This window comes from Arsenicicoccus dermatophilus, assembly GCF_046267915.1.
Taxonomy (GTDB): Bacteria; Actinomycetota; Actinomycetes; order Actinomycetales; family Dermatophilaceae; genus Arsenicicoccus; species Arsenicicoccus dermatophilus_A.
This window is the reverse complement of sequence record NZ_CP176520.1, coordinates 1,083,592-1,098,934: the sequence shown is the minus strand read 5'-3', so window position 1 is coordinate 1,098,934 and position 15,343 is coordinate 1,083,592. Positions and strand designations below refer to the sequence as shown.

Sequence of the window (15,343 nt, the reverse complement as noted above, 5' to 3'; positions counted from 1 at the left end):
ACACGCGAGCGCGGGCGGAACGGCAAGGGTGAGGGGTCAGCTGCGCCCTTCGGGCCGGCCTTCACTGCTCACCCTCCACCACGAGTCGAACAGGCGTGCGAGTGTGATGGTCCTTGCGCCTTGGCGCCGGGGGCGGGGAGAGCACAGCGTCACCCCCACCCCCCAGGTCGTCACCGTCGGTCACGGGTCGGGCTCGTCCTCGCTTGCTGTTGCAGGACCGGCAGACCACTGCGACGTCCTCTAGGCGGATCGGGAGTCCGGCGGCCTTGCGCTCCCAGGCTCGGGGCGAGTGGTCGGTGGTGAGGTCGGTGGTGGCGCCGCAGTCCTCGCACAGCGGCGAGAGGCGGCGGGCGCGGCGGCTGAGCTTCACCCAGGCCCAGTCGTAGCCCCGCTCGTGGCCGGGGGCCTTGGGGTAGTGCTTGGGCCTGTGCTCCTCGCAATGGCTCCCGGCGGTGGGCTCACCGCAGCGCAGGCACGGACGCATGGTCATGCGGTCACCTCGCGCTTTTCGTCGTGGGAGGCGAGGCGGTGTCGCCAGGAGGCTCCGTCCCGGTGGCGCGTGATGACGCCTGCGGCGATGAGGCAGCGGAGGGCGATCTGTGCGAGGTCTGCGTACATGCCGCCCTGTTCGCGGGCGGTGGCGATGAGCTCTCGACGGTTGAGGTCGGGCTGCTCGGCGACGACGCGAAGGTAGGTGTCGACTGCGGCGTCGATCTCTTGGTCGGTGACCCATACGGCCATGACGGGGTGCTCCTTGGGGTCTGGGGTTCGGCTGCGGTGACGCTCGGAGAAGGTGCGTAGATAGATCAAGACGTGGCCCTCTGACCTGCGGGTTTGAACGCTAAGCGTGAATCTGAGGCACGCAGGCGTGAATCTGAGGCACGCTTAGCAGTCACGGGGCGTAGCAAACGTGAATCTGAGGCACGCTTAGGCCCTGGCCGAGCGGGTGTAGCGGTAGGCATCGAAGGCCACGAGGTCGGCAGACAAGACGAGCTCCATCGACGTGCTGCCGGGCTCATAGAGGCCCGCGTCGACTCCTCGGCGGACTGCCTTGCGGAGTGCCGAGGAGTCGCCCACGTCCAGCAACTCGGCCAACTCGCCACGGCCGAATGTGGCGCGGCGTCGGCCATCGACCGAGGCACTCGCGACAAGCCACAGCCGTAGGTCGAGAGGGAGCGGTGCCACCTTCTGGCCCGCCTCGCGCCGCTGAGCGACCATGCGCTGGTGGCGCTTGATGAACGGACGTACCTTGCGGCGCAGCAGCTTGGAGAACAGCTCGACAGGCTCACTCACCCCGCCGCCTTTCTGGCCTTGGACTCGACGACGCGCCAGCCCTCGACCTCGGCTACGGCCATGACGTCGGGGAGGCGTGAGGCCCGCACGGTGCGGAACGGTTCCTTGCCGGCGGATAGGATGCGGGCGCTGAGCAGGAGCTCGTGCACGTCTCCCCCGGTCGGGCTGAACAGGGGTACGCGGCCGTTGAGCTCGCGGCAGATCACCAGGACGTCCGTCGCCACGGGGCACCTCCTGTCGCTGCTGCGATGAGGCGGCGTGCGCGGGCTTCGTCTACGGCGTCGCGCAGTCCGGCGAGGTAGCCGTCGTCGTAGCCACACCGGTAGATGTGGCGGTCGGCGTCGAGAGTGGGTGTGGGGGCGAGGGGCTTGCCGTCGAGGTAGGCGAGGGCTGCCCGAGCGACGTTGGTCGCCCAGGCGTACTCTTCGCTGGCCTGCGTGGTGGCCCCTGCCCGCTGGGTGGTTGCGGGCGTCACGGGTCAGACCGTCGCGGTGGGGATGGGGCGGGCCAGCGCGTCCACGTCCTCGGGGCGCACGCGGATGACGCGCCCCCCGAAGCGATAGGCCGGCAGTCGTCCATCGCTGATCCAGCGGCGAAGCGTCTTGACGGTGAAGCCGGTGTCGATGGCTGCTTCCTGCAGCGTCATGTAGCGGGGTCGTGGCGCGGTGGTGGCGTTGCGGGGCATGATGGTGCCGCCTCTCTGTCGTGGAGTGGTAGGCGGCCCTGGAGAGACTTTGGCGAGTGCTCCGGGGCCGTCGTGCGTAATCAGGTGGTGTGGGAGGCCGTTTCGTGGCGGTGTGTCCACTACACGGAAAGCCTGGTCGTGGTGGGTGGCCAAGCGCAAATAGCTGTGGCTCGTGAAACTGGTGAATTTGCCTATGAGTGACGGGGCGGCCGAGGACCGTGTGGGGCTCCTAGCGCGCTCTGTAACGTTCTGGCCATCATTGAGTGGGTATATGTATAACTTTTTCCATGGATTCAACAGGCTAGAGAAGTTCATCCTTTTGGAGCATGGACATCCCCCCTCCCATCCTGCTCGCGATCAACTGGTCGCGGCCCTGGGCGGCGTGCTGGTAGCGCAGGGCGGCCGTGGGCGTGGAGTGCCCCAGCCGGGCCATCAGCTCGGCCAGCGTGGCGCCCGCCTGGGCTGCCAGGACGGCTGAGGAGTGGCGGAGGTCGTGCAGCCGTAGGTCGGGCCGGCCGATTGACTCACGGGCGGCGTAGTACGACGTCATGAACGTCTTGTGCAGCATGTGGTCGTTGGTGCCGGGGCGTGGGAACAGCAGGGCATCGGGCTGGGGCTGGACGTGCTGCTCGAGGTGGGCTGCCAGGGCCGGGAGCATCACGGGCGGGACGTGCACGGTGCGCACGCCGGCCCTGCTCTTCGGGGTCCCCACGAGGTCCTTCCCGTCCACGCGGGTCACGGCGCGCTCGACCCGGATCGTGCCGGCGGCCAGGTCGACGTCACGACGCCGCAACTCGGCCACCTCGCCCCAGCGCAGCCCGCACCAGGAGCAGATCAGCACGAGGGCCTGCAGCCGGTCGGGCATGGCGGCGGCGAGCCGGGCGACGTCCTCGGGTGCAACCGGGCTGATCTCGCGGGCACGGCTGGTCTGCCCTGCCCCGGTGATCTGGCACGGATTGCTGGGGATCAGTCCGTCAGCGACGGCCTGGCCCATCACGGTGCGCATGAGGCTGTAAGCGTGCGCGCGCCGGGTGGGCGTCTTGGGGTCGAGTCCGCCATACCAGGCAGTCACGGCGTCGGGGGTGATCGAGCGCAGCGGCAGGTCACCGAGGGCCGGCAGGATCACATGGTCGAGGTGCCAGGTGTAGAGCCGCCGGGTGGTGGGCTTCAGGGGCTCACCTCGCACGTGCCGCCGCTCGATGACGCCGGGGGCGTACTCGCGCAGCGTGGTCGTGCCTTTCGCGCGCTGGGCGCGGGCCTTGGGGGGCACCCATGCGTCGCCGTAGTTGTGGTGGCGGCTGACCAGGTGCTCCTCGAGCCCCAGCCACGCCTCGGCGTCACCCTTGGTCTGGAAGGTCGCTGGGGCGTTGTGCCGCTGCAGGTCGGGTCCGGTGTAGCTGGCCTGCCACCGGCCGGACGGCAGCTTGCGCAGCGCGCCGAACGCTCGGCGGGACCGCTTCCTTGCCATGTGCACCCCCTCAGATCGTGCGATATCCGTGCAAGGAACTATTGCATACGGGGGTATTGCTGTCTACGTCTGGGCAGGTCTATAGTCGGAGTCATCGCAGGTCACGAGCATGAGTTCCCAGGTCGGGACGCATGCAACGTGTAGCGCATTCCATAGGTTCGAATCCTACTGGGGGCGCCACGGCGCCGAAGGCCCACCGACCTGCACGGATGCGGGGAGGTGGGCCTTCGTCATACCCCGGGCGCCCCTGACGCCTGGGTGCCCCAGCTCGGGCGCCGCGCCCCCTCAGCACGACCGCCGTCGGCACCGCTCCGCCGTCCGGGTGCACCCCCGGGGCCGCGTCGCCACTTTGAGTAGTTGAAAACTACTGTGCGTCGTGACCACACGATCGGAGCCCCCGTGCCAGCGCTCTCCCCCCGCCGTGTCCTGAGCGTCCTCACGCTCCCCCTCGCCACGCTCCTCGCCGTCACCGGCCCCGGGGCGCCGGGCCCCGCGGCGGCGAGCCCCCGCCCGCAGCCGGCCCGGTCGACGACGCCGACCGCGCCGACCGCCTCGACCGCACCCCTGGAGCCGGTGGGGTTCTACCTCGTGACCATGGCCGCTCCGCCCGCGGCCACCGCGCCCGCCACCCGACCCGCGCGGGGGCACCGGCTCCAGGTCCGCGCCGCCGCGACCCAGGCCTACACCGGCGACCAGCTGAGCCGGCAGCGGGCCACCGCAGCCCGGGCGCGCGTGACGATCTCCCGGCAGCTCACCCTGGCCACGAACGGCTTCACCGCCGTGCTGGACCCCGCGCAGGTCACCGCCCTGCGCAAGGATCCCACCGTGGCGCGGGTGCAGCCCGTCCGTGCCCGCCGGGCCGCGGTCTACCGCACGCCCGACACGCTCGGTCTGACCGGGGCCACGGGCGTGTGGAGCCAGGTCGCGCCCACCCCGGGCGCCCCGCTGACCGCCGGTCGAGGGGTGGTGGTCGGCGTCCTCGACACCGGCGTCTGGCCGGAGAACCCGGCCTTCCGCGGCGCCGCCGTCGCCACCAGCGCGAGCAGCACGCCGGGGACCGCCTGGAGCACCGACGGCAACGCGACCGTGACCGTGCCCAAGGCGGGCGGCGGCAGCTTCACCGGCAGCTGCACCGGCGCCGTCCCCGGGCAGCCCACCGAGGCCTGGCAGCCGTCCCTGTGCACCCAGAAGCTCGTGTCGGCCCGGGCCTTTCCCACCCACTACCCGTCCTACCTGAAGCCCCCCGCGACCAGCATCACCGCCCCGGACTACTGGTCGCCCCGGGACAACGACGGCCACGGCTCGCACACGGCCTCCACCGCCGCGGGGGCCGACGCCGACATGGGCTCGCCCTACGGCAGGAGCGCCGGGATCGCCCCCGGCGTCTCCCTCGCGGTCTACAAGGTCTGCTGGGACTTCGCCGGGGCCGACGCGGACGGTGACGGCGTCCCCGACAACTACTGCCTGGACGACTCCACGGTCGCCGCCGTCGACCAGGCGGTCGCCGACGGGGTCGACGTCATCTCCTTCTCGGTCTCGGGGGCCGACGACGACGTGACCGACCCGGTGTCCGAGGCCTTCCGCGCGGCCGACGCCGCCGGCGTCAGCGTGGTCGCCGCCGCGGGGAACGCAGGACCGGACGCAGGGAGCGTCAACCACGTCGCGCCGTGGGTGACCACGGTGGGCGCCTCGGCCTACACCGCGCCGTACGCCGTGCAGGGCTTCTCCGGGCGCGGGCCCACGCCGGTCGCCGAGGGCGGGCTGCTGAAGCCGGACCTCACCGCACCGGGGGCGGACGTGGTGGCCGCCACGGTGCCCGCGGACTGGTCCACGACCGCGGCCCCCGCCTGGCGGGCCGAGTGGGGCACCTCGATGGCGACCCCGCACGTGTCCGGGCTGACGGCCCTGCTGCGCGCGCGGCACGCGGGCGACCCGGCGTGGACGACCAGCGCGATCCGCTCGGCGCTGATGCTCACCGCACGGGCCACCTCCACCCCCGACCCCTTCGCCCAGGGAGCGGGCTACGTCGACCCCGCAGCCGCGCTCGACCCCGGTCTGCTGCTGGACGTCACCCCCGAGGAGCTGGCGGGCTTCGCCGCCACCCGGGGGACGGTCACCGGACGCACTCCCGTCGCGGCCACCGACCTCAACCTCCCCGCCATCGCCGTGTCACGGCAGGGCGGGCCCGTGACGGTGCGGCGGACCTTCCGCGCCACCCGGGCCGGCACCTGGACGGTCGGCAGCAGCCTGGCGGGTTACCGCGTCACCGTCCCCGCCCGCCTCACCGCGGCCGCCGCCGGGGACCTGGTCCCCCTCGACGTGACCCTGCAGCCCGCGGGCGCCACCCCCGGCTCGTGGGTGAAGGGCACGATCACGCTCACCCCCACCAGCGGACCCACCCTGCACCTGCCGGTCGTGTCCCGCCCCGGCCTGGTGCAGCCGCGCGAGCTGCGGGCGAGCGATCGCAGCGGCCGGGTGCCGCTGCGCGTCGTCAGCCCCACCTCCGGCCGGTTCACACCGACCGTCGGCCTGGCCACGGGCGTCACCGGCACCGCGCAGGTGGCTGACGGCGCCTGGTGGACCAGCCCGACCTTCGCGGTGCCGGCCGGGAGCCCGCACCTGCGCGTCGTCGTGGACGGGGTCCCCGAGGAGGACCTGGACGTCTACCTCCAGGTCCTCGACGCCACCGGGACCTGGACGGACGTGGTGTCCTCCGCCGGGCCCGGCGCGCACGAGCAGGTCACCGTGAGCAGCCCGGCGGCGGGCAGCTACCGCTACCGGGTCGCGGGCTACGCCGTCGGCAGCAGAGGGACCTTCACCCACAGCCGGTATGTCGTGTCGACCACGCCGCTGCCGGGTCCTGCCGTCGCGACCTTCACCGTCAACCCGCGCACCTCGCTGCTCCAGGGGGGTCTGGCCTCGACGCCGTGGGCGGTGTGGCGGGGGCTCGACCCGGGCCGCAGCTACCTCGGCTACGTGCTCTACCCCGGCTCCGCGGCCGCGACGACCGTCCTGATCACCACCTGATCCCGGACGGCGCCCTGAGCCCGTCAACGAGGCAGGTGGGTCCGCGGCGCCATCCGGGCACCCCGGCGGGGCCGCCCGCCCCGCGTCGCCAGCACCAGCCGCACCACCCGGTGCCGGTGGCCGGCATACGGGCGCAGCAGCTCGGCCAGCCCGTGGTCGTCCAGCTCGCGACCCAGCACCGCCCACCCCACGTCCTTGGCCACGTGGTAGTCCCCGAAGCTCACGGCGTCCGGGTCGCCGAGCGCCCGTTGACGCACCTCCGCCGCGGTCCACACCCCGATGCCCGGGACCGTCCGCAGCCGCCGGTGGGCCTCGCGCAGGTCGAGCCGGGTGATCTCCTCCAGGCGGGACGCCACGGCGAGCGCCCGCATCACCGTGTCGGAGCGGGCGGCGTCCACACCCGCCCGCAGCCAGGCCCAGGACGGCAGCTGGCGCCACACCGCCACCGACGGGGCGACCACCAGGCCCAGGTCGCCCCCCGGCCCCGGAGCCGGCTCGCCGTGGTCCCGCACCAGCCGGCGGTAGCCTCCGAAGGCCTCCTGACCGGTCACCCGCTGCTCGACGATCGCGGGCACGAGGGCCTCCACGACCAGCCCGGTGCGCCCGATCCGCAACCCCGGTGCACTGCGCACGGCGTGGGCCACCACGTCGTGGACGGGTTCCAGGCCCGAGGGGTCGTCGTGCTCACCGACGAGGGCGGGGAGGGCGTCCAGCGTCCAGTCCGCGCCCGGGCCCCAGGCCTCGCCGAGGACCTCGGGACCGACCCGGCGCACGTGCAGCGTCGCCGGTCCGTCCGGGGTGCGCAGGGCCCGCCACCAGCCGTCGGCCGCGCGCCGCCCGGTGGGGTCGGCCCGGCCTCGCTGCAGGATCCCCACGGTGGCGTCCAGGTCCAGGGGCCGGTCGAGCCGGATCCGGCGCACTCACCGCCGCCGGAAGGTCAGGCGCAGCAGGGCGTAGGGGCCGTCGGCGTCGGGGTCCCCGTCGCGGGCAACCCGGGCCAGGTGCGCCAGCCGGTGCCCCAGCTCGCCGTCCAGGTCCCCGACGAGCACCAGGCCGAGGTCGTGGGCGCGGGCGACGAGGGCGCGCAGGTCGGCCCGCCCCAGGGCGCCGTCCGCACCGTCGTCACCGACCGGCACCGTCGTCACCACCGCACCCCCGGGGCGCAGGGCCGCGGACGCCCGCTCCAGCAGGTCGTCGACGTCGTCGGCCCGGACCCGCGCCGGGTGCACCCGGACCACCAGGTCGGCTCCGCCCGCCTCGGCCGGGAGCTCGCGCACGACCGGGAAGCCCACGGCCCGGCACCAGCGCGAGACCGCCGAGCGCGGCGCGCCCAGGTCCACGACCAGGCTGGTGCGGCCGCCGGTGTCGACGAGCCGGATCGCCGCCGCCAGCACCCCGAGCGCGGCCCAGGCGTCGAGCTCGTCGAGCACGAGAGGCAGCCCGAGGTCGTCGGCGAGCCGGGTGTGCTCGTGCGCCTGGTCGACGCAGGAGAGCAGGTCGGTGGGCAGCACCCACTCGGGCAGCGTCGCACCCGACAGCCGCACCTGGGGGCCGGCCTCGGCCCGGGACTGCAGCAGATGAGCCGCCCCCGCCACCATCACCGCGCTCGCCGCGACCCCCGCCGCGCGTCCGAACAACCGCGCCCGTCCTGCGTCCATCGCTCGTCCTCCTCGCTGCTGGCGCCACCCTAGCCCGCTCTGGCTAGGGTGGCACCGTGCCGACCCTCGCCGACGCCATCCGTCTCCTGCAGTCCGGGGACACCAGCCAGCCCGCGATCACGTGCTACGACCGCAGCGGGGGCCCCACCGACGGCGAGCGGATCGAGCTCAGCGGCCGGGTGCTGCTGACCTGGGCCGCCAAGGCCGCCGGGGCCCTGCAGGACGAGCTGCTGGTCGAGCCCGGCGCCACGGTGGGCCTGGCGCTGCCGCCCCACTGGCGGCTCGGCTACTGGGCTCTGGCGACCTGGTGGGTGGGCGCGACCCTGGTCACGGGCCCGCAGGCCGCCGACGCCGACGTGCTGGTGACCGACGATGTCGCGCTGGCCGCCGATCACCCCGGGGACCGGGTGCTGGTCACCCTCGCCGGGCTGGCCCGCTCCCACCCGGGGCCGGTCCCGGCCGGGGTCATGGACGAGGCGCGCGAGCTGGCGTCCTACCCCGACCGCTTCGTCCCGTCGCTACGGCCGGCGGGGTCGGACCTCGCGTGGCGGGCAACCGATCGCGTCATGTCGTACGCCGAGGAGCTGTGGGGGCGCACCGGACGCGCGCTGGTGGTGGCGGGCGGGACGGGCGCCGAGACCTGCCTGCGGTCCATGGTCGAGCACTGGGTGGGCGGCGGGTCCGTGGTGCTGGTGCGCTCGGCGGGCGCAGGCCTTCCTGACGCCGACGTGGCCACGATCCGGGTGGCCGAGCGGATCACGGACTAGGGCGTGTCTCTTAATGCTGGTAGCCAGAGGGTGATGGCGCGTAGGAGGATGGCGGCGCGGTAGGTGAGGGCGAGCTTGTCGTAGCGGGTGGCGATGGCGCGCCATTGCTTGAGCTGTTGGAAGCTGTTCTCGACGACGTGGCGTTTGGCGTACAGGCCAGGGTCGGTCTTCGGGGGCCGTCCGCCCTTGGACCCGCGGCGTGTGCGGTTGGCGCGTTGGTCGCGGGGCTCGGCGATCGCGGTGGTGATCCCGCGCCGCCGGAGCAGCGCGCGGTGGGCTCGACTGGAGTAGGCCTTGTCGGCCATGACCGCGTCCGGTGTCGTGCGTGGGCGGCCCGGGCCTGGGCGCGGGACCCGTACGGCGTCGAGCAGGTTGGTGAACATCCGGCTGTCGCTGCCCTGACCGGGACCGAGCAGCACCACGATCGGGCGGCCCTGGCCGTCGCACAGCTGGTGGACCTTGGTCGACAGCCCGCCGCGTGACCTGCCGATGGCGTGGTCAGCCGGCTCGATCCGCTGATTCTTGTGATTCGACCGATCCCCCCGCGAGGCGGGTGGTGTTCGTCGCGTGCTGGTGGGCGCGGGTGATGGTGGAGTCGACCGCGACGTCCCAGTCGATGACCCCCGCCGCGTCCGCACGGGCCAGCAGAGCCGTCAGCACCCGGTCCCAGGTCCCGTCACCGGCGAACCGGCGGTGTCGCTTCCACACGGTCTGCCAGGGCCCGAACTCGCCCGGCAGGTCCCGCCACGCGATCCCGGTCCGGTACCGGTAGATGATCCCCTCGACCACGGTCCGGTGGTCACGAAACCGCCTGCCCCGCTTTCCGTCCGCGCACGGCATGAACGGCTCGATCAGCTCCCACTCGCTATCCGAGAGCACCTGCATCCGCGACATGACACCGACAATCGCGTGTCACCACGCTCACCTTTGGGAGACACGCCCTAGTCACCTCGGGCCGGCTCCCCTGGTCGTTTCCTGGTCACCCTGGCGTCGGACGCCGCCGCCGGTGGTGGAGCTGCCGGCCGACGGCGTGAGGGGTCACACCGGCCTCATCGCCCTCGTGAACCTCACGAGACACACGCGTGTGATTAGCCCAAAGGCGGCCTCGGGCTGACAACGGGCCCCATCTCACGCCGTGGTGTGTTCAGATACTCTGAGTAGTCATTTAGTTACACAATGTAGCTATGACTCCGGGGCGAACTAGCCACCCACCCCTTCCTTGACCGGCAGGGCCACCCGGGACCGCCCCCATCCCGGGTGTTGGAGAGATCACTCATGCGTATTGCTCACCGCGCGCTCGGCGCAGGACTGACGACGGCCGCCTGCGCCGCCACGGTCCTCGCCGGCGCACCGTCCGCCCAGGCCGCCGAGGTCTACACCCGGCCCGCCGACGGGACCATCGAGATCACCGGGCGCGGTTTCGGCCATGGCCGCGGCATGTCGCAGTACGGCGCGATGAACGCCGCCCGCCAGGGTCGCACCTGGCAGCAGATCGTCGGCCACTACTACCCCGGCACCACCGCCGCCTACCTGGCGAACCCCAGCGTGCGGGTGAGCATCGCCGGCAAGGTGGGCAGCACCCTGCGCGTGGCCCCCGAGACCGGTCTGGTCGCAGACGACGGCGCCGGCCAGGTCGTCCGGCTCGCCACCACCAACTGGGGCGTCCCGCTCACCTCCTGGGAGGTCGCCCGTCCCGCCGCCGGCGGCACCAGCACCACCACCACGCTGTGGTTCACGACCGCCCTCGGCAAGCGCTACGCGCTGCGCTCCACCGACGCCGGGCTGTGGACGATCCGCCCCGCCGACGGCACGGTGACCGCGCTCGCCCCCACCCTCAAGCCGGCGGCGATCTACCTCGGCACGGCCACCGGCCGACGCACCGGGACCACGATCACGCCGGTCGTGACCACCAGCATGGAGAACTACGTCCGTCAGGTCGTGCCCTTCGAGAGCCCCGGCAGCTGGCCGGTCGCCGCGCTCGCGGCCCAGACCGTCGCCGCCCGCTCCTACGCCGCTGCCGCCCTGCGGCGCCCGCGGGCCGCGACGTACGACATCTGCGACACCCAGGCCTGCCAGGTCTTCGGCGGCATCACCGCCGAGACCGCCAACAGCCGGGCCGCGGTCGCCGCGAGCGCCGGCACCATCCTCACGTCCGCCGGTGTCCCCGCCCTGACCGAGTTCGGCTCGTCCAACGGCGGCCAGCGGGTCTACGGGCTCAAGAGCTACCTGCCCGGCACGGCGGACGCCTTCGAGGCCGGCCTGGCCCCCACCACCAACACCTGGACCACCTCGGTCCCGGTCACCCGCCTCGAGCAGGCCTACCCGGCCATCGGCACCTTCCGCACCCTGACCGTCCTCACCCGGGACGGCAAGGGCTACTGGGGCGGCCGCGTCCTCACGCTGCGCCTCACCGGCACCAAGGGCTACGTCGACCTCACCGGGGACCGCTTCCGATCCCTCGTCGGCGGCACCGCACTGCGCTCCACCTACTTCCTGCCGACCTCGGCCTGACCTCACCCGTCCCCCAAGGAGGAGATGACATGACCGGCACCCGCGCCACCCTGCTCAAGGGCTCTGGCCTCCTGACCGCCGCCATGGGGCTGAGCTTCGGCTTCGTCGCCATGCCCAGCATCACCGGGCCGGCCTCCGTGCCCGCCGCGACCCCCGCCCGCAACACCCCCGTCACCCCCCGGATCACCACCCACGCGCTGACCGGCGCCCCGCAGACCTCCGTCGCCGCCGCCGGCCCCCAGACCAAGGTCATCGACCAGGCGACCCTCCCGCGCGACACGAACGGCAAGGTCGTGGCGCCCGCCGGCGCGGTGGCCCTGGACCCGGCCCTGGAGGCCGGGCAGGCCGACGACACCGTGGTGGACCTCGCGGCCACCGGGGACCTGGTCGGCATCACCTGGCCCGCGACCACGACCGTCGCCCCCCGGGCCACGGTCGCCGTGCGCGCCCGGAACGACCAGGGCTGGCAGGACTGGCAGGAGCTGACCGTCGACGCCGTGCGGGACCAGCGCACCGGCGTCGTCCGCAGGTACGGCACCGACCCGCTGTGGGTCGACGGCGCCACGCGCGTCCAGATCCGGGTGGCCCCCGAGGCCAAGGCCCTGCTCCGGACCGCGTCCCTGGCCGCCATCACCTCCCCCACCACCGCGGCCGACGCCCAGCTGACCCCGCAGGCCACGCCGGGCGCCGCCGACGCGGCCTACGCACCGGGCTACATCTCCCGGGCCGGGTGGGGCGCCAACGAGTCCCTGCGCAAGGGATGCGTCCCGACGATCAACCCCACCACCCAGGTCGTCGTGGTCCACCACACGGCGGGCACCAACAGCTACACCGCCGCCCAGAGCGCCTCGATCCTGCGGGGCATCTACGCCTACGACACGGGCTCCCTGGGCTGGTGCGACGTGGCCTACAACATGGTCGTCGACAAGTACGGCCAGAAGTTCGAGGGGCGCTACGGCGGCCTCAACCGGCCCGTCAAGGGCGCCCACGCCGACTCCTTCAACACCCGTACCTTCGGCATCTCCATCCTCGGTAACTACGACGTGGCCGCGGTGCCCTCGGCCGGCATGTGGGCGCTGAAGCAGGGCATCGCCATGCGGCTGTCGCAGTTCTACCTCAACCCCTACGGCAAGACGACGATGTACTCCGAGTACAACGGCACCACCTCGCGCTTCCCCAAGGGCGCGGCGTACTACGCCAACAACATCGCCGGGCACCGCGAGTCGAGCTACACCGCCTGCCCGGGCCGCTACCTCTACCCCCGCCTCGGCGAGCTGCGCGACGGCGCCGCCGCCCTGGCCGGGTGGACCGGGTCCGGCTACAACTCGCCGATCTACAAGCGTTACGCCGCCGGGGGCGGGGCCGCGAGGTACGGCTACGTCAACGTCGGCGAGAGCCTGGTGTCCGGGATGGCGCGCACCGCCTTCACCTCGGGGCGGTTCTTCTACTCCACGCCCGCCGGCGTCAAGATCATCGGCCCCGGCATCAACGCGACCTGGATGGGTCTGGGCGGGTGGACCTGGGCGGGTCACCCCACCACCGACGAGGTCTCCACGGCCAACGGGTGGTACGTGCACTTCAGCAAGGGCATCACGGTGACGTCCGACCGGTCCGGTCTGCGGTCCTGGACCGGGGGCTCGATCCGCGGATACTGGCTCAAGCGCGGCGGCATGTGGGGCTCCCTGGGTGCTCCCACCGCCCCGATGCAGACCATCCCCGGCGGCTGGCAGCAGCAGTTCGCCGGCGGCGTGATCAAGGCCGACCGGGCCACGGGCGCCGTCTGGCTCGCCTGACCGTTCAGCGCGCACGGCGAACCCCGCCGACCTCCCCGGGTCGGTGGGGTTCGCCGTGCGCGCTGAACGGGCGGCAGGGCCACGGTCCCGGGTCGCCTCAGGAGCGGCAGGGGCCCACGCGGTAGACCGTCACGGTTCCTTCGTGACCGATGGGGGTCAGGCCGGGGCGGTTGGCGAGGCTGTTGAGCCCCAGGTATTTCCACGGGCGGCGCAGCTGGTCGTCGGACCAGAACAACCTCGTGTCCTCGGTGGCGTAGCCGATCCTGAGGCGCTTGACCGCCCGGCAGACGTCCCGGTCCGTCGCGAGCTCCTTGAACCGCGCGGCCACGAGCCTGCGGTCCGCGTCCAGAGAGGTGGTCAGGTGCGCGATGACGGACTCGCGACCGCTCAGCGGCCCGGCCAGGGCGGCCCCGTTCCACGGGTTGCCGACCACTCGCTCGCCGTCCGCGGCACCCGGGCGCAGGGTCTGCTGGTAGAGCATCGCCTCGTCCCGGTCCACGAGGGTGATGTTCTCCTCCTCGGGGTAGTAACCCCTGCGGATCGTCTCGGCGACGTCGTCCAGCGCCAGACCGCCGGGCAGCGCCCAGACCACGGCGGCGAGGACGCCGATCCCGGCCCCCCACTGCCACCCCACCGAGCGCCCGGGCGTCACCTGCAGGTGTCGACCGGACCGGTGGGGCCGCTCGGCGTACCACGCGTCCAGGGCCCCCAGCAGCTCGTCGCGGCACCACACCAGGCCCAGCCCGACGAGGGGTGCGGCGGTGATCGGCAGCAGGGCGACGATGCGGTACTGGTCGTTGTACCAGAAGCTCGTGAGGTCCTTGGAGATCGGCTCGTCGGTGCCGGCGGCCAGCATGTAGAGGTAGACGACCACTCCGTGCGCCAGCGGCACCCACAGGGTGTGGCGCTGCTGGCAGGCGCGCACCGCGCCGAGCACAGCCAACGCCCCCATCACCCAGGAGGACGGCGAGCGCGGAGATCCCAGGGCGAGCGCGTTGCCGAAGGCCTGGGCCAGGGTCATCCCTGCCGGCCAGTCGAAGGACATGGTGCTCTTGAGCGCCGGGATCTGCAGGACCCGCGCCCACAGCGGCGGCACCACCAGGACGACGGCGAGCAGGATCAGCAGCACCCACAGCGGTCCCAGCCGGCGGGTCCGCCACAGCAGGGACAGGCCTCGGGCGACCGCGGCGCCGAGCACCGGGACGGCGAGCGCGAAGGCTGCGAAGACGCTGCCCGGGTGGGCGTAGTAGAGCCCGCTGACGCTCATCAGCCCGGCGACGACGGCCGTGGCCACCGGGATCGTCGGCGTCGCGGCCTGGCCCAGCGCGATGACCACGAGCGCGAGGACCGCGGGGAGCACGGCGATGCCCAGCATGTTGGGCCACAGGACGCCCCACTTCATCAGCAGCGCCGGGAAGAGCGGGATCGAGCAGGCCGCGACGACCGAGGCGAGGATGCCGTAGCGGTGCCGGGCCAGGACCACGTGGGCGAGCAGCGCCACCGAGGGGATCCAGCACAGGGCTCCGACGACGACCGCGAGGACGTTGGCGGCGACCACCGCGTCCACCCCGGTATGGCGGACCAGGAGCCCCGCGACGGCGTGGAACAGCGGCGGGTAGAAACCGGGCCGGCCGGTCGTGTTGGCCGTCGCGGCGACGGTGGCGGGGCTCGCCGAGCCGAGGTGCGCCACCCGCTCGACGGCGTTGACGTGGAAGACCCCGTCGTAGCTCTGCTGGACCGACTCGACCTGGCCGATGGTGTGGATCGCGACGGAGGCCAGCCAGGTCGCCCCCACCGCCACCGTCACGCCGAAGACCGTCAGGTCCATCAGGCTGCGTCGCTCGACCGCCTCGGGCGGCAGCCGCAGCAGCCGCGGCGCCCAGGTGCGCGCGGCGAGCCATCCGGCGCCGGCGACGGCGGCGACGGCCAGGGTGCCGACCACGACGGCGGCCCAGGTCCAGGTCAGGTGCGCGACCGCGGCCAGCGGGAGGGCCCAGCCGATGGCGGCCAGGGACAGCAGGGGCGCCGCACCGAGCAGCGGCTCCCGGCGCAGCCCGAGGGCGGCGCCCACGACCAGCCCGGGCACCGTCACCAGGACGGCGGCGAGCAGCAGCGCGGGCCAGACGGCGACCCAGGACATC

Annotated in this window: 15 protein-coding genes; 4 read left to right on the top strand and 11 right to left on the bottom strand. The window is 73.3% G+C overall.

Features of this window, described 5'->3' with window-relative positions; genetic code table 11:
* Positions 1–61: 61 nt before the first annotated feature.
* From ACK2IS_RS05445 to ACK2IS_RS05415, 7 genes are all read right to left on the bottom strand, one after another.
* Positions 62–490: a hypothetical protein gene (locus ACK2IS_RS05445; protein WP_409485131.1), complete on the bottom strand. Its 429-nt coding sequence runs from the start codon at positions 488–490 to the stop codon at positions 62–64.
* A complete protein-coding gene (locus ACK2IS_RS05440; RefSeq protein WP_241451345.1) occupies positions 487–741 on the bottom strand; it encodes a hypothetical protein in 255 nt (84 codons plus the stop codon). Before ACK2IS_RS05440 ends, ACK2IS_RS05445 begins: the two co-directional genes overlap by 4 nt.
* 186 nt (positions 742–927) lie before the next feature.
* Positions 928–1,293: a hypothetical protein gene (locus ACK2IS_RS05435; protein WP_409485130.1), complete on the bottom strand. Its 366-nt coding sequence runs from the start codon at positions 1,291–1,293 to the stop codon at positions 928–930.
* The gene (locus ACK2IS_RS05430; protein ID WP_241451343.1) at positions 1,290–1,517 is read right to left on the bottom strand and encodes a hypothetical protein; all 228 of its coding nucleotides are present in this window, start codon (positions 1,515–1,517) and stop codon (positions 1,290–1,292) included. The genes ACK2IS_RS05435 and ACK2IS_RS05430 overlap by 4 nt, the downstream gene beginning before the upstream one ends.
* Positions 1,496–1,768: a hypothetical protein gene (locus ACK2IS_RS05425; RefSeq protein WP_409485129.1), complete on the bottom strand. Its 273-nt coding sequence runs from the start codon at positions 1,766–1,768 to the stop codon at positions 1,496–1,498. Before ACK2IS_RS05425 ends, ACK2IS_RS05430 begins: the two co-directional genes overlap by 22 nt.
* A gap of 3 nt (positions 1,769–1,771) precedes the next feature.
* On the bottom strand, positions 1,772–1,978 hold the full coding sequence (locus ACK2IS_RS05420) for an excisionase family DNA-binding protein (protein WP_409485128.1): 207 nt from the start codon (positions 1,976–1,978) through the stop codon (positions 1,772–1,774).
* A gap of 301 nt (positions 1,979–2,279) precedes the next feature.
* Positions 2,280–3,446 carry a tyrosine-type recombinase/integrase gene (locus tag ACK2IS_RS05415; RefSeq protein WP_409485127.1) on the bottom strand — a complete coding sequence of 389 codons (1,167 nt, stop codon included), beginning with the start codon at positions 3,444–3,446 and terminating at the stop codon, positions 2,280–2,282.
* A 399-nt stretch (positions 3,447–3,845) separates the two neighbouring features.
* On the opposite strand from ACK2IS_RS05415, the gene ACK2IS_RS05410 reads away from it, so the two are divergent.
* The gene (locus ACK2IS_RS05410; RefSeq protein WP_409485126.1) at positions 3,846–6,473 is read left to right on the top strand and encodes a S8 family serine peptidase; all 2,628 of its coding nucleotides are present in this window, start codon (positions 3,846–3,848) and stop codon (positions 6,471–6,473) included.
* Between the two features lie 23 nt (positions 6,474–6,496).
* On the opposite strand, the gene ACK2IS_RS05405 is transcribed toward ACK2IS_RS05410, so the two are convergent.
* Together ACK2IS_RS05405 and ACK2IS_RS05400 are read right to left on the bottom strand one after the other, a co-directional pair.
* Positions 6,497–7,393, bottom strand: a complete 897-nt coding sequence (locus ACK2IS_RS05405) for a DNA-3-methyladenine glycosylase family protein (protein ID WP_409485125.1) — start codon at positions 7,391–7,393, stop codon at positions 6,497–6,499.
* A complete protein-coding gene (locus tag ACK2IS_RS05400) occupies positions 7,394–8,131 on the bottom strand; it encodes a hypothetical protein (protein WP_409485124.1) in 738 nt (245 codons plus the stop codon).
* Between the two features lie 56 nt (positions 8,132–8,187).
* Here ACK2IS_RS05400 and ACK2IS_RS05395 point away from each other — a divergent pair, with 56 nt between their 5' ends.
* Positions 8,188–8,898 carry a TIGR03089 family protein gene (locus tag ACK2IS_RS05395; protein ID WP_409485123.1) on the top strand — a complete coding sequence of 237 codons (711 nt, stop codon included), beginning with the start codon at positions 8,188–8,190 and terminating at the stop codon, positions 8,896–8,898.
* Here ACK2IS_RS05395 and ACK2IS_RS05390 read toward each other — a convergent pair.
* Positions 8,895–9,792 (bottom strand): IS5 family transposase gene (locus tag ACK2IS_RS05390; RefSeq protein WP_409483857.1). Its coding sequence is split into 2 segments (ribosomal slippage): positions 8,895–9,431 and positions 9,433–9,792, totalling 897 coding nucleotides; the frame shifts between segments, so codons are not numbered across the junction. The genes ACK2IS_RS05395 and ACK2IS_RS05390 overlap by 4 nt on opposite strands.
* A 381-nt stretch (positions 9,793–10,173) precedes the next feature.
* Here ACK2IS_RS05390 and ACK2IS_RS05385 point away from each other — a divergent pair.
* Together ACK2IS_RS05385 and ACK2IS_RS05380 are read left to right on the top strand one after the other, a co-directional pair.
* Positions 10,174–11,409: a SpoIID/LytB domain-containing protein gene (locus tag ACK2IS_RS05385; RefSeq protein ID WP_409485122.1), complete on the top strand. Its 1,236-nt coding sequence runs from the start codon at positions 10,174–10,176 to the stop codon at positions 11,407–11,409.
* A gap of 29 nt (positions 11,410–11,438) precedes the next feature.
* Complete coding sequence (locus ACK2IS_RS05380) at positions 11,439–13,202, top strand: N-acetylmuramoyl-L-alanine amidase (protein WP_409485121.1); 1,764 nt, start codon at positions 11,439–11,441, stop codon at positions 13,200–13,202.
* A gap of 97 nt (positions 13,203–13,299) precedes the next feature.
* Here ACK2IS_RS05380 and ACK2IS_RS05375 read toward each other — a convergent pair whose 3' ends face one another.
* A complete protein-coding gene (locus ACK2IS_RS05375) occupies positions 13,300–15,342 on the bottom strand; it encodes a DUF6541 family protein (RefSeq protein WP_409485120.1) in 2,043 nt (680 codons plus the stop codon).
* Position 15,343 lies beyond the last annotated feature (1 nt).